This window comes from Halomonas campaniensis (genome assembly GCF_002211105.1).
Taxonomy (GTDB): domain Bacteria; phylum Pseudomonadota; class Gammaproteobacteria; order Pseudomonadales; family Halomonadaceae; genus Vreelandella; species Vreelandella campaniensis_A.
The window spans coordinates 866,922-886,943 of record NZ_JPUA01000034.1; the positions used below are offsets into that span (position 1 = coordinate 866,922).

At 55.8% G+C, this 20,022-nt stretch carries 12 protein-coding genes and 1 pseudogene; 8 read left to right on the forward strand and 5 right to left on the reverse strand.

Features of this window, described 5'->3' with window-relative positions; all coding sequences use genetic code 11:
* Positions 1 to 41 precede the first annotated feature (41 nt).
* The 6 genes and pseudogenes from JI62_RS16415 (at position 42) to JI62_RS16440 (ending at position 7,571) form a co-directional block, all read left to right on the forward strand.
* Positions 42 to 1,007 carry a TAXI family TRAP transporter solute-binding subunit gene (locus tag JI62_RS16415; protein ID WP_088701161.1) on the forward strand — a complete coding sequence of 322 codons (966 nt, stop codon included), beginning with the start codon at positions 42 to 44 and terminating at the stop codon, positions 1,005 to 1,007.
* 21 nt (positions 1,008 to 1,028) lie between these two features.
* Positions 1,029 to 2,939 (forward strand): annotated as a pseudogene (locus JI62_RS16420) (TRAP transporter permease).
* The gene (locus JI62_RS16425; RefSeq protein WP_088701162.1) at positions 2,936 to 4,342 is read left to right on the forward strand and encodes an acyclic terpene utilization AtuA family protein; all 1,407 of its coding nucleotides are present in this window, start codon (positions 2,936 to 2,938) and stop codon (positions 4,340 to 4,342) included. The pseudogene JI62_RS16420 and the gene JI62_RS16425 overlap by 4 nt, the downstream one beginning before the upstream one ends.
* Complete coding sequence (locus tag JI62_RS16430; RefSeq protein ID WP_088701163.1) at positions 4,329 to 4,685, forward strand: AtuA-related protein; 357 nt, start codon at positions 4,329 to 4,331, stop codon at positions 4,683 to 4,685. Before JI62_RS16425 ends, JI62_RS16430 begins: the two co-directional genes overlap by 14 nt.
* A 123-nt stretch (positions 4,686 to 4,808) precedes the next feature.
* Positions 4,809 to 6,032 carry a YbfB/YjiJ family MFS transporter gene (locus JI62_RS16435; protein WP_088701164.1) on the forward strand — a complete coding sequence of 408 codons (1,224 nt, stop codon included), beginning with the start codon at positions 4,809 to 4,811 and terminating at the stop codon, positions 6,030 to 6,032.
* A gap of 75 nt (positions 6,033 to 6,107) precedes the next feature.
* Positions 6,108 to 7,571 carry a sodium-dependent transporter gene (locus tag JI62_RS16440; RefSeq protein ID WP_088701165.1) on the forward strand — a complete coding sequence of 488 codons (1,464 nt, stop codon included), beginning with the start codon at positions 6,108 to 6,110 and terminating at the stop codon, positions 7,569 to 7,571.
* Between the two features lie 2 nt (positions 7,572 to 7,573).
* Here the strand turns inward: JI62_RS16440 and JI62_RS16445 are convergent, their stop codons facing one another.
* From JI62_RS16445 to JI62_RS16455, 3 genes are read right to left on the reverse strand one after another with little or no spacing between them, the layout of a single operon-like run.
* Positions 7,574 to 8,683, reverse strand: coding sequence for an LBF_2804 family protein (locus tag JI62_RS16445; protein ID WP_088701166.1), 1,110 nt, complete (start codon positions 8,681 to 8,683; stop codon positions 7,574 to 7,576).
* A 57-nt stretch (positions 8,684 to 8,740) separates the two neighbouring features.
* Positions 8,741 to 10,042, reverse strand: a complete 1,302-nt coding sequence (locus JI62_RS16450; protein WP_088701167.1) for a Y-family DNA polymerase — start codon at positions 10,040 to 10,042, stop codon at positions 8,741 to 8,743.
* On the reverse strand, positions 10,039 to 10,470 hold the full coding sequence (locus JI62_RS16455) for a LexA family protein (protein ID WP_088701168.1): 432 nt from the start codon (positions 10,468 to 10,470) through the stop codon (positions 10,039 to 10,041). The genes JI62_RS16450 and JI62_RS16455 overlap by 4 nt, the downstream gene beginning before the upstream one ends.
* A 173-nt stretch (positions 10,471 to 10,643) precedes the next feature.
* Here JI62_RS16455 and JI62_RS16460 point away from each other — a divergent pair, with 173 nt between their 5' ends.
* The gene (locus JI62_RS16460) at positions 10,644 to 12,047 is read left to right on the forward strand and encodes a hypothetical protein (RefSeq protein ID WP_088701169.1); all 1,404 of its coding nucleotides are present in this window, start codon (positions 10,644 to 10,646) and stop codon (positions 12,045 to 12,047) included.
* 170 nt (positions 12,048 to 12,217) lie between these two features.
* Positions 12,218 to 13,483 carry a serine hydroxymethyltransferase gene (glyA, locus tag JI62_RS16465; protein WP_088701170.1) on the forward strand — a complete coding sequence of 422 codons (1,266 nt, stop codon included), beginning with the start codon at positions 12,218 to 12,220 and terminating at the stop codon, positions 13,481 to 13,483.
* A gap of 87 nt (positions 13,484 to 13,570) precedes the next feature.
* On the opposite strand, the gene JI62_RS16470 is transcribed toward glyA, so the two are convergent.
* Together JI62_RS16470 and JI62_RS16475 are read right to left on the reverse strand one after the other, a co-directional pair.
* On the reverse strand, positions 13,571 to 15,007 hold the full coding sequence (locus tag JI62_RS16470) for a phosphomannomutase (protein WP_240513270.1): 1,437 nt from the start codon (positions 15,005 to 15,007) through the stop codon (positions 13,571 to 13,573).
* 158 nt (positions 15,008 to 15,165) lie between these two features.
* Positions 15,166 to 19,851: an ExeM/NucH family extracellular endonuclease gene (locus JI62_RS16475; RefSeq protein ID WP_088701171.1), complete on the reverse strand. Its 4,686-nt coding sequence runs from the start codon at positions 19,849 to 19,851 to the stop codon at positions 15,166 to 15,168.
* Positions 19,852 to 20,022: the final 171 nt, after the last annotated feature.

Genomic DNA, 20,022 nt, shown 5'->3' on the forward strand with positions numbered 1-20,022 from the left:
CTACAATAACAATAGCTCGCCTAGCGAGCTTCGGAGACACGATGAAAACGCTACTGACCGCCATGGTGGCAAGCGCCGCTGTGCTAGCCGCTGCGACCTCTCATGCCGATGAACGCCTGCTGATTGGTTCTACCTCCAGCTCCTCCAGCCACTACAGCTACTTTGTGGCAGTCAATCAGATTATTAATAACCAAGTTGAAGGGATCAGTTCTTCGGTTGCCGAAACCGGTGCCACGGTGGATAACCTGCGCCGTTTAGGCCGCAACCAAATCGATATGGGCCTGGTGACCACCAATACGGGTTATCACGCTTACGCGGGCGAGGAGGATTTTGAAGGTCGCCCCGTCGATAATCGCCTGCTCTGGGTCTACACCGTGGCACCGCAGAATGCCGTAATGCGCCAGGATGCCGAGGTGGAAACCTTCGCTGACTTAAACGGTGTGCGCTTCAATCCAGGCATTACGGGGTCAGCCACTGAGAAAACCACCGAAGCGGTAATGCGCGCACTCGGCATCGAGCCGGATTATGTACGTGGATCCACCACCGACATGGTTGACGCCATGAAAGATGGTCGCGTGATGGGATCCGTTAAGTCAGGTGTCGGGGAACGCCTGGATGGCTCCTCCATGGACATCGCCACTTTCACACCGATAAGCGTGCTGTCGCTCGACCAAGAACAGGCCGACACACTGCGCAGCGAAATGCCCGATGTGGCGATTGTCGATGTACCTGAAGGGGCTGCAGAGGGAATTCCTGCCTACACCACTTGGGCCTTTGGTGTGGCCGTGCACGCCCATCCGGATATGGATGAAGAAACCGCCTATCAAATCGTCAAAGCCGTGATGGAAAACCCGGAGCCGCAGGTTAACGCCTTTGCGGCCATGCAGGACGCGGATATGGCGAAGATGACGTTGGAGGTTGGCACTGTGCCACTTCACGCCGGTGCTGCACGTTATTTCGAAGAGCAGGGGTACGACATCCCCGATGCCTTGCAGCCTGTTCAGTAAGGCCAATCGGAGAAGATGATCATGCGCGAGACAGTCACCAAAGGCTTGGCGCTCCTGCTGGGTGGGCTAATCCTTTATACCTCCGCCACTGGGCCGTTCGAGAGTTTGATTCAGCGGAGCATCTTTCTCGCGCTGGTCATCCTGCTAGGGCTTGCCGTTTACCCGTTAGGGCAAGGCAAGCGCTGGCGCCCGTTGGGCATCGCTATTGATGCGGTGCTGGCAGTGGACGTGGTAGTTGCCTGCAGCTATGTGGCGCTTAACTACGAACAAATTCTGGTCGAACTCCCCTGGGCAACACCTCGGGATATGCTGCTGACCGGCGTACTGCTAGTGGCTATTCTAGAGTTGTCACGCCGTGCCATCGGCGTGATCTTTCCACTGCTGGTGTTAGTGGGATTAGCCTACGCGTGGTTTGGGGCCGCCATTCCAGGGCCGCTTGGCCACCGCGGCTTTGATCTTTACTACATGACCGAAACCATCTACCTCGGTGACTTGGGCGTGTGGGGCATGCTGGTGGGCGTCGCCGCGACGACCATTGCTGCCTTCGTGCTGTTCGGCTGTTTGCTGCTGCACACGGGGGGCGGCAATACCTTTATGGATCTGGCGCTGCGTATTAGCGGGCGTTCACCGGGCGGTGCCGCCAAAGTGGCTACCGTGGCCTCCGGACTGTTTGGCATGGTGAGCGGTAGTGCGGTGGCCAATGTGGCTACGACGGGCAACTTCACCATTCCGATGATGAAGCGCTTGAATTATCCGCGCCCATTCGCAGCCGGGGTTGAAGCCGTAGCGTCCACCGGTGGTCAAATCGCACCGCCGATCCTTGGTGCTGCGGCATTTATCATGGCGGAAATTCTCGGTGAGAGTTACCTGCGTATCGCCTTAGCGGCCTTGCTGCCCGCGATCCTTTTCTACCTGGGGGTGTTTGTCACTATTCACTTGGTCGCCAAGCGCCGCCAACTGCAGGTAGTGCCTGACGATGAGCTGCCAAGCTGGTCAGACGTGATACGCCCTGAACGTATTATTCCCATTCTGGCTGCATTAGGCGGGCTGTTTTACGGCGTGCTTAGCGGCCGCTCGATTCAAATGTCGGCGTTCTACGGCATCTTAATGACCGTGCTAACGTTCGTGCCTTTTGCGCTCATGGCTAAGATGCCGCTGCGCGAGATCCTCGGCAAGCTGGTGGCAGGCTTAGTCGATGCAGGTAAAGGCATGGTGATTATCGGCGTGCTGCTGGCCGGGGCGCAGATTCTGGTGGCGATGATCGGTATGACCGGCATCGGTGTGACCTGAGCCAGCTTGATCGTCACGGTGGGCGGCGAATCGCTGTTCCTGGTCGCCTTTATCGTCGGCGGCGTGTGTCTGATTTTGGGCATGGGGATTCCGACCACGGCAGCGTATGTGCTGGTGGCATCAGTACTGGCGCCAGCGCTCACCACCATCGGTGTTGAGCCGCTGATTGCCCACCTGTTCGTTTTCTACTTCGCCACCCTGTCAGTGATTACACCGCCTGTCTGCATTGCGGTGTTCGTGGCCTCAGGCATTGCCGACACCAACTGGCTGCCTGCGGCGGTTGAATCAGTGCGCTTGGCGGCGGCTATCTACGTCATTCCTTTCCTGCTGCTGATCTACCCGGCCTTGGCGGGGTTTGGTTCTGCCCTGGAGATCGTCCTGGCCAGCTGCCAAGGGGTCGTGTTCGTAATGGCCTTTGCCGCGCTGATGTCCCGGGTAGCCATGACGGGTAAGCGCGTGGTCGATGTCGTGGGGCTGATCGCGGTGATTGGACTTGCGCTGACGCCCGGCTGGCTCACCACGCTAGCGGCGCTAGCTCTGATCATTGGGCTATTTATACGCCGCCGCTCGCTGCTGAGAGACGAGCAGAAGCCTGTCGCGGGCGACCACCACTCTCTTCAGACCAAGGAGACACAGCTATGAGCTTTTTATTAGGCAGCGGGGCGGGCTTTTCCGGTGACCGTACCGATGCGGCCGTGGCGGTGGTGGCAGAGTTGATCAAACGTCAGCAACCCTCTGCCCTGGTTTTTGAAACCCTGGGTGAACGGACATTAGCGGCAGCCCACCGCGCGATGCGTGATGATCCCGAAAGCGGGTTTGAACCGCTGTTAGACGAGCTGCTGGCGCCGGTGCTGCGCGACTGCCTGGATCACGATATTAAGATTTTAGGCAACTTTGGTGCGGCGAACCCCAGTGGTGCTTGTCAGGTAATTGCTGACTTGGCGACACAGCTTGGGCGCGGGGATGTATGCATTGCCCAGGTGCATGGTGACGATATCCGTCAGCAGCTACATAGCTTGGACTTACAGCGCTGGGAGGCCGAGCGGCTGGAGTTGCCAAGCGATGACTCCCTGATCTCAGCCAATGTCTACCTGGGTGCCAAGGCGCTGGCAGAGGCGTTAGCCATGCAGGCGAATGTAGTGGTTACAGGTCGTGTTGCCGACCCGGCGCTGTTTTTAGCGCCGCTGATGCACCACTTCGATTGGCGTTGGGACGACTGGGATCGCCTGGCTTGCGGGATGATGGCGGGGCATTTAGCAGAGTGTGGCGCCCAGGTGAGCGGCGGCTACTTTGCCGATCCGGGTTTTAAAGACGTGCCGGGGCTCGCCACGGTGGGCTATCCGATTATTGAAGTGGAGCAGGATGGCAGCCTTATTATTACCAAGCCTGCCAATACCGGTGGCTATGTTACCGAGCAGACGGTGAAAGAGCAGCTGCTTTACGAAGTGCATGACCCGGCGAATTATCTAACCCCGGATGTCACGGTGGATCTTTCCCACGCAGAGGTGCGTCAGTTGTCATCCAACCGCGTGGCGGTGACGGGAATTCGCGGCAAGTCTGCGCCCGAGCGACTCAAAACCACCGTGTGCTATGAAGGCGGCTGGCAGGGTGAGGCGGAAATCTCCTATGCCGGCCCCAACGCCTTGGCAAGAGCACAGCTCGCAGCCCAGGTACTGCGTGAACGATTAATCTTTCGAGCCCCTGCCGAGCTGCGCACTCGCTTGGATATCATTGGCTTGGCCAGCGTATTCGATAGCGATAGCGGTGAGCTGCAGCGCAGCGCTTCAGCCTCCGCCAGCGGCGATTATCGGCTGCGGTTGGCGGCTGAACACAGCGAGCGGCGCTGGGTGGCCCGTGCCACCCAGGAGCTATTGGCGCTTTATTGTGCCGGGCCCGCGGGTGGTGGCGGCGTGCGGCGCCAATTTCAAAGGCGAGTGTTTACCGCCTCTTATTTGGTCAAGCGTTGCGACGTTAATGCCCATGCCACGCTGTTTGAAGCGTCGCCGCTCGGCGAACGCAGGAGTGAACGCTATGTTGCAAACTGAACGCACGCAAACAGCGGTGCGCCCGCATTCCTCAGTAACTCTTCATCAACTCGCCCACGCCCGTGCTGGTGATAAGGGTGAACGCCTCAATGTGGCACTGTTTGCCTATGACCCCGACCACTACACCACCTTACTGGAGCAGGTAACCGAGGAGCGTGTGCTGGCGCTGTTTGCTCACCGCGGTGCCAGCCAAGTGCGACGCTACCCTTTGCCCAATTTGGCGGGCATGAACTTCGTGATTGATGACGTGCTGCAGGGCGGTGTTAATGGCGCGCTCAACTTGGACGGGCATGGCAAAACGCTATCGTTTTTGCTGCTAAGCATGGAGGTTGAGTCGAGCTAGACCTTTTTACCTCGCCCCTCGACTTAGGTGGTCATGACCCGCTGCCTGAAAGGCCTTACTATGACGATAAAATACGCACGCTAATTATTAGCCGTCGTTAAAGAGCCGTTCAGGAGCAGCCCCATGACCGTTGCAACGCTAGGTGCCCAGCGCTTCAAAGTGCTGATGGCGGGCGTTTTTAGTCAAATATTATGTGTTGGCATCGCGCGCTTTGCCTATACCCCATTGCTACCGGTGATGCAGCAGCAGACCTGGATGGGAGACGCCGATGGCGGCTGGCTGGCTGCGGTTAACTACGCGGGCTATATGCTGGGGGCAGTGCTGGCCGCCTCTATTCGCAGTATTTATATTAAAGACACGCTATTTCGCTGTGGGTTAATCCTGGCGGTAATCACGACGGCGGGTATGGCGCTTACCGATCACTTCTGGGTTTGGGCAGGGTTGCGCTTTCTGGCGGGTCTTTCAAGCAGCGCTGCAATGCTATTAGCGTCAGGGCTGATTCTTCACTGGTTAATCCAACATCGCCAGCGCGGTGAGCTGGGAATTCATTTTGCCGGTTTGGGGCTAGGCATGATTGTCGCGGCGGTGGCTGTTGAGATGATGCTCCAGTTTTCCTTTAGCTGGCAGACCCAATGGTGGGGCTTTAGCCTGCTGGGTGCCGTGCTGCTGGTGCCTGCCTGGCGCTGGCTGCCGCGGCCGGAAAGGCCGCTAGCGGGGGCTCACTTGGCGAGTAGCCGAACCGCTACGCCGCCAACACGTGCTTTTATGCGCTGGATGCTCGCCGCCTACTTCTGCGCCGGTTACGGCTATGTCATCAGCGCTACTTTCTTAGTTGCCATCGTTGAGCGTGAGCCGTTGCTGGCAGGGATGGGCAACTGGACGTTCGCCCTGGCCGGTTTAGCCGCTGCGCCTGCCGTCATGCTATGGGATTTAGTCGCCCGTAGAGTGGGCTATTTAATGGCACTGATGATCGCTATGAGCATTCAAGTTATTGGTATTGTGCTCCCAGCCATTACCGCGAATGCAGCGGTGGTGCTGCTAAGCGCCGTTCTCTATGGCGGCACCTTCCTTGGCTGTGTCAGCTTAGTGCTGACAATGGCGGGCAGGCTCTATCCCGCCAGCCCTGCTCGATTAATGGGGCAGATGACGCTCGCATACGGCGCCGCCCAGATATGCGCCCCGGCGTTAACCGGTATGTTGGCTGAAGCCTCTGGCCATTATGGCGTTGGACTATGGCTGGCGGGCGGTTTTGTTACGCTGGGCGTCGTACTGCTGGCCTGTTTACGCCGGGTAGATCAGACCGCCCAGCGCTTGGATGCCGCAGCCAAAGCCTCGGTGTACGCCTAGGGGCCGGAGCCTGGTGGGCTTTGCCCGCAAAATCCTCTAGGATAGGCGGCTTTTTCAGACAGGATAACTGCGCAAATGACCACTTCTGGGCAACCTCGTACCCAGTGGCTAGGCCGCTGGGGATTTATGTTGGCAGCCACCGGTTCTGCGGTAGGGCTGGGCAATATCTGGAAATTCCCCTATATGACGGGGGAGTACGGCGGCGGTGCCTTCGTGCTGGTTTATCTGCTGTGTATCCTGGCTGTGGGTGTACCGGTCATGATGGCCGAAATCGCCTTTGGGCGGCGTGGCCGCGGTAGTCCAATTGATGCCGTACGCCGGGTAGTGAACGAGTCTGGGCGTTCATCGGCGTGGTCGCTGTTTGGTTGGATGTCGATGCTGTGCGGCTTTATGATCCTATCGTTTTATGTCGTGGTGGCGGGCTGGTCGTTCTCGTACCTCTGGAAAATGCTCACCGGCGGTTTGAGCGGCGGCACCGTTGAGGAACTGGCGGCCGTGTTTGGCGCTAATAATGCCAACCCCTGGAATCTAGGTTTCTGGAGCACGCTGGTAACGCTGGCGACCATGGTCATTGTTGGTAAAGGTGTACAGGAGGGGATTGAGAAAAACGTCCGCTGGATGATGCCCGGCCTGGTGATCATGCTACTGGTACTGATTGTGTTTGGCGCATTCTCCGGCGGCTTTAGCGATGCCTTTGCGTTTCTGTTCTCGTTTAACACCGGCAGTCTATCCAGCGAGGGGATGCTGGCGGCGTTGGGACATGCGTTCTTTACGCTTTCGTTGGCTGCTGGCGCGATCATGACCTACGGCAGTTATCTGCCCAAAGACACCTCGATTGCCCGTACAACGCTCGGCGTTGCCTTGGCGGATACGGTGGTTGCGCTGATGGCGGGGCTGGCCATTTTCCCGGTTATTTTTGCCAATGGCATGGATCCGGGAGAGGGCCCGGGGCTGATCTTTATGAGCCTGCCCATTGCGTTTCAAGCGATGCCGCTAGGTACGCTGTTTGGCATTCTTTTCTTTATCATGCTCTCTATGGCCGCGCTCACCTCTTCGATATCCATGGTCGAAGCGACTATCTCGTGGCTATGCGATAGCAAAGGCTTCTCGCGGCGTTCGGCGGCGTGGAGCACGGGCATTGTGCTGTGGTTGATTAGCACGGCGGCGATGCTCTCGTTTAATGTCGGTGCCGACTGGACGCTGGCGGGTAAGACGTTCTTTGACTGGTTAGACTACCTGACGTCACGCTGGCTGATGCCGCTAGGGGGCCTGGGCACGGTCGTGATGGCGGGCTTTGTGCTCAACATCAATATCATGCGCGATGAGCTTGGCCTTAACCCGCGCCTTTATGCGCTATGGCTGCTGATGGCTCGCTATGTCAGCCCGCTCGGTATTCTGGTGATTTTTGCCAACGTGCTAGGGCTTTATAGCGTGACGTTTTCAGCGCACTGGCCGTGGCTCTTGGCGATTCTGGTCGCCATGGTGGCGCTTGGTGAAACCCTAACCCCACGGCTGCGACACGCGCTGAAGGGGACGTAATACTACGGCACCTGACCTGATAACAAACGCTGCTGCTGAGCTTTTACTTCATCGCTACGTAGCGGCGTTTGGCAGGTTGCAAACACCTCTGTTAAGAACCGCTTGCGTGAGCCTTTGTAGGTGCCGCTCAGTAGCGCCGCCTGGGTAAGTGCATCAAGCAGTGCTTTACGTGACTCGCCCGTAAGTTGCGCATAACCCTGTAGCGCGACTGGCCAATCAACGTCAATTGCCTGTGGTTTATCCGGCAGGCTATTCAGCAGGCGAGCCAACAGCAGCACCAGGTTGGGATGGGGGTGTTGGTTGCGCATAATAAGCTCGCCAACGCCCTGGGCCACTAAGCGTCGGGTGTGTTCATCGCTGTTCGTTAGCGATTCCATTAAGTGCTTAACCAGGGCGGGGCCACGGGCCTGTAAATAAGCTTCTTGAATAATGCGTGCGGCAATCCAGGCGTTCCATACGGCGTATAGCGGCCCGGTTAATACGGGTAGAAAACCGCGCAGCGTCAGTCGCCCCAATAGCCGTCGCAGCAGTAAACGCAGTAGAAAGCTGCTTAAGCTGATTTTTAAGCGATAAAGCAGCGCTTTAAGCGTTAGCTTCCAGCCATGTAGGTAGGCGTGGGGGTCGACGCCATAAATAAGGCTACCCGGGCTGGGATACTCCAACGCCGATCGGGAAACACCGTGAACAGTCAGCTGGATATCGGGTTCCAATGTTTCTGTTTGCCCATAACGTAGACCTGCCAAGCGGGTAATATTCGCTACGCCGCGCAGCGCGTTCCAGTATAAAAAACCGATTTCCAGTGCGGTAACACAGCCTGCAATAGCCAGGTAGCCGGCCCAGTAGGGAAGTTGCTCCCTTAAACTCATGCTCTCCCAGTGACCGGTGGCAAACTCACGCATCCACCATTCGGCGCTGCCAATCAGGGTGCCGGAAATCAGGCCAGCGAGCGCTGCCCAGGCGATGATCCAGCGCCGTGCTCGCTTCAGTGCACGTGGGTCGGGAGAATCAAGTGCCGGGTGGCGGCGTAAATAACGCTGTACATAGCGGCTAGCCCAACGCTGCGCTAAGCCAGGGGCTGGGGCGTACTCTTTATCTGGCCGAGTCAGAGACATGAAAAAAGCGCTTCCTGCGTTGGCGTCCGTTAAATCCGATAAACGCTAGGGTAACGGTTACGTACGCGAACTACACGCATCGATAGCGCCTGGGTGAGTGCCCACTTTCATTAGTTCGTCCCAGCGTGTGGTAAAGCGATTAGAGCGATGGGCGCAGCGTAACTGCCAGGCGGCTGGTGCATTCGTCATGCCAAAGCTGATTGTGCCTTGCCCCATGCGCTGGTTGATCTGATCAATGGTGGCCATCAAAAACGGGTGGCGATCGCGGGCAGGTTGATGCAGTAACGACATTTGGTACTGTTCGGCATCTACTAAATCCAGCAGCATTACGCCGGCCTTCATAAATTGGTAGCGGGGGCGATGAATCCGCTCAAGACCTTGGCGGACGGCATCAAGGATCACCCGGGTATCGTCGCTGGGTGAGGGCAGGGCGATCAGCTCCTGCGGGAAGTATTGCAACTGATCGCGACGATGACGGTTAGTGTTGAGAAATACCATCACCGCACGGGCTAAACTGCGCTGCTCGCGAAGTTTTTCAGCGCTGCGCTGCGCGTGACGGCGCAGCGCGTTATGCACCTCTGCAAACACACCGGTCGGTTGTCCGAAAGAGCGGGAGGTCATAATGCGCTCTCGGGGTTTATCTAGCGCGTTCATCGTCAAACAGGGTACGCCGCGTAGCTCAAGCGCCGTACGCGCTAGTACCACCGAGAAGTGTTTGCGGAGCTGTTTTTCATTGCTCTCACGCAAGTCCCAGGCGGTGTTAACGCCGCCAATGGCCAAGCGCTCGGCAAGCCTGTGGCCGACGCCCCACACGCTGCCTACCGGTGTACGTTTGAGCAACGCCTCCGTAGTGTGATCATGCCCATTAAGCAAGCAAACGCCTTGGTAGTGAGAGGCTTGCTTGGCAAGGTGATTAGCCAGTTTGGCGAGCGTATGAGTGGGGGCCAACCCAATACAGACCGGTAACCCCAAATGGCGGCGGATACGCTGGCGCAATTCTCGCCCAAGCCCCTCACACTGCTCTGTGGTTAACCCTTCCAGATAGACGAACATCTCATCTATCGAGTAGGGCGCAACCTCCGGGCAGGCATCGCGTAGCAGTTGAGTCAGCCGCCTCGACATATCGCCGTAAAGCTCATAGTTAGACGACAGAAGATGGATCTCGCCGCGCCGGCGCAGCCCTTCAAGCTTGAAGGCGGGTGTGCCCATGGGGATATCCAGCGCTTTCAACTCCGCTGAGCGGGCGATCACGCAGCCGTCGTTGTTTGACATCACCCCCACAGGCCTGCCTTCCAGCGCGGGCTGAAAAATCCGCTCGCAGCTTACGTAGAAGTTATTGGCATCGATTAGACCGATCATCGCAAGTACTCGTGCACGACGGCGCGTACCACCCCCCATAGCTGGCAGTCGCTGCCTTCAATAGGCATTGGCGGATAGTTTGGATGGCTCGAACATAGATGCGGCGTGCCACGGTAAAGCGCGTAGCGTTTTATCAACGCCTCGCCCTCCAGCATGGCGACCAGAATATGCCCCAGTCGCGGCTCAATACTGCGATCAACCACCAGCAAGTCACCCTCGAAAATTCCCCACCCCTCCATGCTGTCACCGGTGGCGGTGGCATAAAATGTCTCAGTAGGGTTTTTAATCAGCCGTTTGTTGAGGTCTAGCGCGCATGGCTCGTAATCCTGGGCTGGCGAAGGAAAGCCACTAAAACCAGTGCGGCCGCTAGACAGCGGCTGAGAGGTTAACGGCAAGGCTGGCGTAAAGTGAGCTGACTGGCCCGGCATCGTCGGTATCCTGGTGTTTAAAATATTGTATAAATATACAGTATTTTGCATGGCGAAGGAAAATGCAAGGGTCGCGAGCTAAAGCTCCCTCCCACAGCTGTCTTCCTCATACGCACCGACCAAATTGGAAATAGGAATGATATGCTTAAGGCATCTTAAAAGGAGGTCACGGCATGCACGTCTTCGCTAAATCCTGGCGCTTAACCACTGGGCTTTCGGCTCTGTTGCTCTCAGGCACGGTCAGTGCCTCGTCCGAGCAGCTTGAAGCGGATCTCCGCCAACGCATGGCAGGCGAAAACGATAGACTCACCTTTAGCCGTATTTACGAAGACGAAGCGACGCAGCGCTATATCGCTGAAGAAGTGGCGATCACACATACCAATGGTGATGTGATTACCATCGAGCGCTACAGCGTCGAAGGAGACTATGAACGCCCCGACCAAGTGGTGATGGATGGCATCGCGGTCAGGGAGGCAGCACAATCAGCGCCACTACTCAGCATTGCGACACTAATACTCCCCGAACCACCCCGGGCAGTATTCTCCACCGAGGACGTGGATCAGGCAGTCGAAAATGTCGCTTTCAAGGCCATGACCGCTCGCGATATCACGCTCCGGCTAGACGGGGGTATAACCGAGAGTGTTTTGGACGACATGAACACGACTTACCCTGAAGGCCAAATCCACATCAGTGGGTTTACCCTGGAAGGATTGAGTCGCAACGCCCTGCAGCTTCTAGAAATAGAGGACGTCAGCGCCGAACTCAAAGACCTGGAGAGTGGCATTACCTCTGAACTCGCGCTGGCGAATTTCCGTATTGAACAGCTGGTCGGGTTAGACAGCGCCGGGGAAGAAAGCGTTGAGCACGCCGAGCTGAACGGCTTCAGCCTGATCGGCGACAACTGGCAGGCTGTGCTTGAGCGACTCTGGGTAAACGGCAGTAGCTATAGCGGCGACGCAGGCTTTGAGGGGGCTTATTTCGATGTCGCCGAACTGATTCACCTTGTGCCCCCTGAAGACCGCCAAGCATTTCAGAGCCTGAGCAATGTCCTTACCGGGGGCACCGGACAGCTGAGAGCCAATGGATATAGCCACTCCCGATGGGAAGAATCAAGCAAGGAGAACCGACTGATATCCGAAGGTGCCTTGACCTTGACGGGCGCCGCCGGGCTGGAGTTCACCATGAACCTTCCCATCACGCTGCCTGCTGGCACCACTATCGAGCAGGCCACACGCAACCCCGCGCTTTTGGAGTCGGCAACCCTGCATGGCGGCGACCTCGTTGTTGCTTACTCCGATGAGGGCATGCTGCCGCGTTTAGCGACCGAATTAGCCGCCCAGCAGGGGGGCAACGAAGAGCGGGTAATCTCCCAAACCCTGGCCCAGGCTCAGCAGCTTGGTCAGTTATTCGGCCCGCAGGTCACCAAACTGATGACGGCAATGGTCGATATCATGGCCGGTTATTCCCAGCAGCTCACTGTTAATGTAGGGCTACCCAACCCCTTTACCCTTAATCAGCTCATAATGAACCCGATGGGCAGCGCAGAGCAGCTAAGGTTTACCTTTGAGTTAAAGTAGCCCTGTAAGGCGCTTGGTTGTCCATTCGGTCAGCATTTTATGCCTCAGGCAACATGAAGCACGTTCATGTACGACCTGACGCGGATGCGATGAAAGTCGCGTCAGGCTGCGTTATGATAGCGCCCTCGCTTCTCCCATGATGACTCTTTCTCGTTACGAGGTTCCCGCCGATGTTCAGCCGCGATATGACAATTGCCGGATTCGATGATGTGCTGTTTGATGCCATGCAGAAAGAAGTGGAGCGCCAAGAGGCCCACATCGAACTGATCGCTTCCGAAAACTACGCCAGTCCCCGCGTACTCGAAGCTCAGGGCAGCCAGCTGACCAATAAATACGCTGAGGGCTACCCCGGTAAGCGCTACTACGGCGGCTGTGAGTTCGTCGATATCGCTGAAAATCTGGCCATCGATTACGCCAAAGAGCTGTTCGGCGCCACCTACGTGAACGTTCAGCCCCACTCCGGTTCGCAAGCCAACAGCGCGGTGTTCCAAGCGCTGGTTAAGCCAGGCGACACCATTTTAGGCATGAGCCTGGATGCAGGCGGCCACCTGACCCACGGTGCCAAGCCTAATTTTTCCGGCAAGCACTACAACGCCATTCAGTACGGTCTGGATGAGCAGGGGTTAATTGATTACGCTCAAGTGGCTCAGCTTGCTCGCGAGCACAAGCCCAAAATGATCATCGCCGGTTTCTCAGCCTATTCACAAATTGTCGATTGGGCCAAGTTCCGTGAAATCGCCGATGAAGTAGGTGCTTACTTACTGGTTGATATGGCCCACGTCTCTGGTCTGGTAGCGGCGGGCGTTTACCCCAGCCCCTTGCCCCATGCCCATGTGGTCACCTCCACTACCCACAAAACCCTACGCGGCCCCCGCAGTGGCGTGATTCTCTCAGCGGAAAACGACGCTGATATCGAGAAGAAGCTGCAGTCAGCGGTTTTCCCCGGCGGCCAGGGTGGCCCCTTGATGCACGTAATCGCGGCGAAAGCGATCTGCTTCAAAGAAGCTATGGCGCCCGAGTTCAAAACCTACCAGCAGCAGGTAGTCAAGAACGCCCAGGCAATGGCCAAGGTGTTTATCGATCGCGGTTACGACATCGTCTCCGGCGGCACCGAAGACCACCTCTTCCTGCTTTCGCTGATCAAGCAAGGCGTAACCGGCAAAGACGCCGACGCTGCTTTGGGCCGTGCCCACATCACCGTGAACAAGAACGCCGTTCCCAACGACCCGCAAAGCCCGTTTGTCACCTCTGGCCTGCGTATTGGCACCCCGGCTGTGACCACCCGCGGCTTCAGTGAGCAGGAGTGCACCGAGCTAGCTGGCTGGATCTGTGACATTCTTGATGTACTGGCCAAAGGCGAAGATACCAGCACCGTCGAAGCCCAGGTGCTGGATAAAGTGGCCGAAGTTTGTGCGCGGCTGCCGGTTTATAAATAAGCATCTGTAACAATACTCCTTGGCTAAGGATGGCCCAAAGAACGGGTGGCCCATTAGGGTCGCCCGTTTTTTGTTGGGAATATGCGGCTAGTTCAGTTTCACGAGCGCAGCCAAGCTCAGTTTTACCAGTGCCGACGCCTCTGCTTGTGAAGCTGATTCGCTATAGCAGCGCAGCTCCGGCGCATTGCCAGAGGGGCGGAGGTGCACGATGTCGCCATTCTCAAGTGTGGCTCTTAGGCCATCGGTACTATTCACTGATGAAATGCGGGACTCAAGCCCTAATGTTTGCTGCATTAGCTCAGGTGAAGCCTGCCATTCGGTCAGCAACGCATGGCTTTTCTCCGTGGCGAAACCCTTGAGTCGATCACTCGCCGTATAACGAGCAGGTAAGTCAGCGATTAACCGCGACAGGCTAACCCCACGTTGGGCGGCCATCACCATTAAAGTAAGAGCGGGCAGTAACGCATCGCGGGTAGGCAGTGCGGCTAACTGACGGCCTTCGCTCTCCAGTCTGCTCCCTAATAAAAAACCACCGTTGGCCTCAAACCCAGCCACTCGAGCAAACCGCTCACTGAGCTTAGCCATACTGTCCAACACATACGGTGAACCAATGCGCGTGCGCTCAACTTGCTGAAAGGCACCGCAAGCTTCAATCGCCGTGTTGCAACTGACCGGCACTGCCAGCGCTTCGATTCCCAATGCGCGGGCGCAGAGTAAGCCTACGATATCGCCACGCTGCCATGTACCCGTTTCATCCCCTAGTAAGGGGCGGTCGCCATCGCCATCCGTGGAAAACAGAGCCTGTAACTGGTGCTGGTTGGCCCAGGCACGCCCTTGAGCCTGATCCTCATCGCTAACGGCCTCGGTATCTACAGGCACAAAGGCCTCGCTGCGGCCTAGCACCACCACATCCGCACCTAACTCGCTCAAAATATGCGCGTTTAAATCGCGCCCCGCGGCCGAGTGCTGGTACAAGCCTACCCGCCAACCTTTCAATGGTTCGCCTGGAAACCATGCAGTGAAGCGTTGGGAATATGCCTTATTAGCTGCTTCAGAGACCTCGCTGCGCGCTGGTGCAGGTAGGGTAGGCATTCCTGCCTCGGCATTAAGAATGGCAAGTTCATCAGTTTTGGTAATCTCGCCATCGGGGCGGTAAAACTTGATGCCGTTCCGGTCAAACGGGATATGGCTGCCGGTAATCATGATGCAAGGTACGCCATCCGCCATCGCCTTTAATGCCAGAGCAGGGGTCGGTAGTACACCGTAGTCATCCACCTTCACTCCTAGCGCATGAGCGGCACTGGTACAGGCGGCTGCCATTGCGGGGCTGCTGGGGCGGCGATCCATGCCTAACGCAATACGCTCCACGGGAAAAGATGTGCGCATGGCGGTAATAAACGCCACGGTAAAGGCCGCACATACTTCATCGGTAAACTGTTCAACCAGCCCTCGTGCGCCGCTGGTACCAAAAGCAATGCCGCTGTCCTGAATAATCGCGGTCGTGGAACGTACTGAGCTCAACATGTATCTCCTGGAGAAAGTGCCTGCCATGAGTTTAACACCCTAGGCGAGAAGCGCTACGGGGCGCTTTGGCTATTGAAGCGGGCAACCGTAATAGAAAGTTGCCAAGACAAAAAAGGCCCCCGCAAGCGGAGGCCATCACCAAATATCAGTCCGTTTAATTAAACTTCAGCGATGCCTAAATTCAGGCCTACTAAGATAGGGTCATGGTCTGAGCTACGGAACGCATCATCGGCGTATAGGTTTTCATCCTGACGGTCGCTGGTGAAGTCGGTGTTGTAGTCCAAAGCAGATGCTTCATCCGCATTAATGTGCCAGGTCGTGGTGCCCGTGACCTGTGTTGCGAGCGTTTCACTGGCTAACGCATGATCCAATGAACCCCAGAAACCATCAAAGACGTAGCTGTAATCATCATCAAGCAGGTCATAGCCAGCATTCTTCAGGGTTGTGATGGGGTCTTCCATGGCATAAGCATTCAAGTCACCAAGAATCAGCACGTCGCTGTCATCGCTACCGGTGGGCTTAGTGGATAACCATTCAAGCAATTCCTCCGCGGCCTCGACCCGTGTGGGGTTATTGTTGGCCTGGCCGTCGCCGATAGCGTCTTCCCCATTGACGACACTGCCTTTGGATTTGAAGTGATTAACCACCACCGAAAAGGTTTCACCGTTACTATCTTCAAAGGTTTGCATCACCGGAGCGCGGTTTGCAGTGGTGAAAGCCCCATCGGTTTTAGTGGCTGCAGCGCCGGTAGGTGTCACTGCCTGACTGTTGTAGATGACCCCAACCGCAATGGCATCGTCTCCAGGGCTAGTGGTGTTGCCAAACCCATCTTCGGGGATGCTGTAAGCCCAAGTGACTCCCTGAATGTTTTTATCCTGCACGTCTGCATTCAGTGCATCGACCAACGTTGCAATGGCGCTATCGTCACCATAGCCGTTGTTCTCGATTTCCATGAGACCCACCACATCAGCACCGCTGGTATTAATCGCCTCAACGATTTTGGCTTCCTGACGGGCAAACTCTTCAGCATTATTGGCCCCGCGTGGATCATGCAGAGTGCCATTTAAGGTCTCTGTTTTGTTGCCGTTTTCATCCAGGGTAGTGAAGTAATTCAATACATTGAAAGAAGCCACCGTAATATCGGCATCACCCAGGGCATCTGTATCCGGTGTTGCCGGACGTTCAGCGCCGGTAAAGTCCAGGCCTTCAACGTTTTGGACTTTCCACTCTTCGAAGTTGTAATCAAGCACGCCTTCGAGTGTCTGAAGCTCATCGCCACCGCGCAGCGGGTTAGTACCAGAAAGCTCTTCACCGTTACGACCATAAATAATCGGATCAGCGTTTTGTGTTGAGTTTGCGTCATCGATTTTGATGGTGCGCGCTTCGGCGTCTTCAAGCCAAGCGCTATAGCCTTCTACGTCAGGCACGTTGACTTCCGTGAACTGCTCTAAGCGGCCACCGGATGAAAGCGTGACTTCGCCGTAACGGCCAAGCTCGTAAAGCTCAGTGACCACCAACGGCTCCCCGTCTAACGCTTCTATGGCTACGCGCATGCCTTCAAAGGCTTCCAGGCCTTGTTTATCGGTAAACGGCATGATGATTCGCTGGCTTTCAGGCAAAGGCATATCGCTAGCCAGCACTTCAAGGCTGCCGCGTTCGGCAGTTAACTGCGTTTTCTCGAAATACTCTGAGACCTCGCCGCTAATACGAATCTGGTCGCCAGCAGAGATCTGTTCCAGCCACTCACCACTGCCACTGCCCACATACACAAAGATACCTTCTGAGGTCTCGGCATTATTGTCGTTATCGCTATCTTCCTCTTGCAGGAAAAATCCATCCAGGCCCGGCGTTACCATAGTGACGATAGCTTCAAGCGTCACTTCTTCACCTAACATGGGGCTGACATCTTCATCGCCCTGTACCGCAGAAATCAGCGTAATATCCACCTGCGGCTCATTAGCCAGGCCTGGTGATGCAACGGCAGGTACATCCCTATCATCACCACCCAATGCATCGGAGCTAACCGCGCCGTTAGTGTCGGTGGTGGTGAATTGGCTTAAATCGACATCCCACGAGGCAGCGTCGAATCCATCGGTATCTGGATAAGCTTCCATCGCCACTTGGTTGCCGTCAACACGCGGGTCGCCTTGCCATAGGGTTACGGCATCGCCACCTCCTCCCAGGCCTGAAGCGTCCTCGGCATAGCCAATTTTTAGGCTATCGATATTTTGTAAGTTGCTCCACGCTGCGCGGAACTCTGCGACAGATTCGGCGTTGCCATCCACCATAACAATTGCCGATTCCCCTGGGGCAAGTGATGTTAATCCTTGAATTTCAACAGCATCCATGGGGTCGGCGCTGTCATCATCGTAATAAAGTGGTTGAGTGGTGAAATCCAGCGTTTCATTAGAGCGGTTGGTGATCTCGAACCAGTCTTCCGTAATATCGGTGCCGCTTTGGCCTGACCAAATCTCAGTGATGGCCAAGCCAATATCGCGCTCACCGGGTACATAAGGAGCTTCCATGGTGCCCAGTTGAAATTTGGTCGTCGCATTAGCTGGTAATTCACCATACTCAAACGACCAGTTTTCCGGGGTGCCAATGGCGCTTAAAAGCTCATCCGCCATGCCGACGCCATCGCCGCTAAAGGCGGCATTGCGGGCACTGCCAACGGCAACGGCCGTGACACCCTCTTCGAGGCCAGGAGGAAGGGCGGAGTTGTTGGAGGAGTCTGCGGTGTCCTGCCACTCATCGCTATTGGTTTGCACGGCGTAGATAAACGTGGGGTCGCTAGCCTCGCCAACGAATGCAAGCACCTGATCACCGCTGACCGAAAGGTTGAAGCCGTTATTACCCACTTCGTTGCTGTTAGCAGTGGTGAATTGTTCAGAATCCGCCGTGTATGTAACCACGGTGCCAGCAGCTACTCCGCCTTCTGGCGCTGTCCATTTCACAGCACCTTCACTGGAGCGAAAGCCATCGCCTCTCCAGCCTGAATCGGTAAAGGTAATTTCTGCACCTTCGCTGATACCCTTTAACGCCACAAACTGAAAGGTTTTTGCACTACCACTGACTGACGTAATCGCAATATCACCGGCTTGAGGGATCCAATCCGGCAAATTAAACTCAATATCAGTGCCGATAAAGCGCTGCTGCTCAGCGGGTAAATCCTTAGATTCTTGACCATCGTCCAGCCAATCCACCGTACCGCTATCAAACAGTACACTTGCGGTAACACCTTCATCAGTGATGGAGACATCAAACAGTGATTCTGGCTTCGCCGTCAGTGCGTCTGGAAGCGTATTGAGATCTATACCGTCGATTTCTCGAGCGGCATAAGCGCCATCCCATAGGTAAAGGCCGAAACCTACGTCGTCGTCATCGTTAACCGGGCCTGCCAATATCAGATAACCCTCATCGCCAGCAGGCTCAATAGAGCGCACCGCACGGCCATCCAGATCCAAACGCAGGGGGGCGCCAAAGGAAGCTTCGTTAGCCTCGCCAGCGACGAGGTCAATCACATTTTCAACGGGCACTAATTGCGCAAAGCCATTATCCAACGGCGAGCGTAGACCAAGATAAAGGGAGTCACCGATAAACACAGCGCCTTCAATATTGACCCCTAACGAGAGGCTCAGCGCATTTTCACCAAGCCCATGACCATTATTAGCATCCCAGTCGTTAAGCTGGCTGGCTAAATCGGTAAACTGGCCCGTCACCTCGATGTTCAAGCTCTCAGCGTTATCACCGGTCACTTCAGTGGCGAAAATCATTGAGCGCTGGCTGCTCTCGTGAGAGCCCAACCAGTAGTGGGTACCTTGATACGTCGCCACTGCTTCCAAATCCACTTCTTGGGTGTCATTCAAACCCAGGGCATCATTCAGGTTGATTTCCGCTAGAGGAGCGCCGTCAGTGTCGCGCTCATAGAGGCGTAACACTTGGTCTTCATCATCCGCCACCAGCATTAAACCCTCACCCACGGCAATTGCTGCTGAAGCGTCAGAAGTGCCCGTGTGGTAGCGCTCTCCCAGATTGAAGTTTGGGTTGCTTGGCTCAGGCTGGCTGGGGTCTATTGGGTTATTTGGCTCTGTTGGCTCTTCAGGCTCTGTTGGCTCTTCAGGCTCTGTTGGCTCTGTTGGCTCTTCAGGCTCTGTTGGCTCTTCAGGTTCAGTTGGCTCTTCAGGTTCAGTTGGCTCTTCAGGTTCAGTTGGCTCTTCAGGCTCTGCTGGTTCTTCAGGCTCTGTTGGTTCTTCAGGCTCCTCTAGCTCGCTCTCAAGCTGCTCAATATAACGACTCAGTAGCGACTCAACATCATCCACGCTGGAGCCATCGCCGATCAAAGGGGCTAATACACGTGCTGGTTGCTGTTCAATGCTTTCGCTGCCGTTAAAAAATGCTGCGGCAAGCTCCTCACGAGACAGCCCGTCCGCCAGCAGCGCTGACCAGTACACTAAGCCTTCTGGGTCAGGCTCACGGTTCAAAACAGTGTTGTAGAGTTGATTTAGCCAAGTGGTATCGTTCAAGTTGGAAACGGTGGCTTCGAACTCATTAGACGCTTGAAAACTATTAGAAATCTCTTCTAAAGCTAAGCCGTTGCGGTACTCATTGACCCAGTACGCGAGGCCGGCAGGGTCAGCCGTACGTAATAGGTGAATACTATAGAGTGTAATAATAGGTTGGATTTGCAGCTGAAATTCATTGCTGGTTACTATTGAGTCAAGAATGGTCGCTACATCGGCCGTTCCGTTATCCAGTGCGGCAGTCCAATAATTAGCGCCAGCCTCATCCGGCTCACGCAACAGGATATCGCGATATAACGTAGAAACAAGCTCAAAATTGGTCATTTAACCAGCCCTCACAGGATGAATAGGAAGATTGAATTTATTACTAATTCATAGCAATTAAATGACTTAAATGTTTTATTTTAATGATGCTTGGATTACGAAGTGGTTTTTGGCAACGCTAGAATACTTTTTTCTTTAAAGCGTCACGTATTTGCAATGGTTGATTGCGTA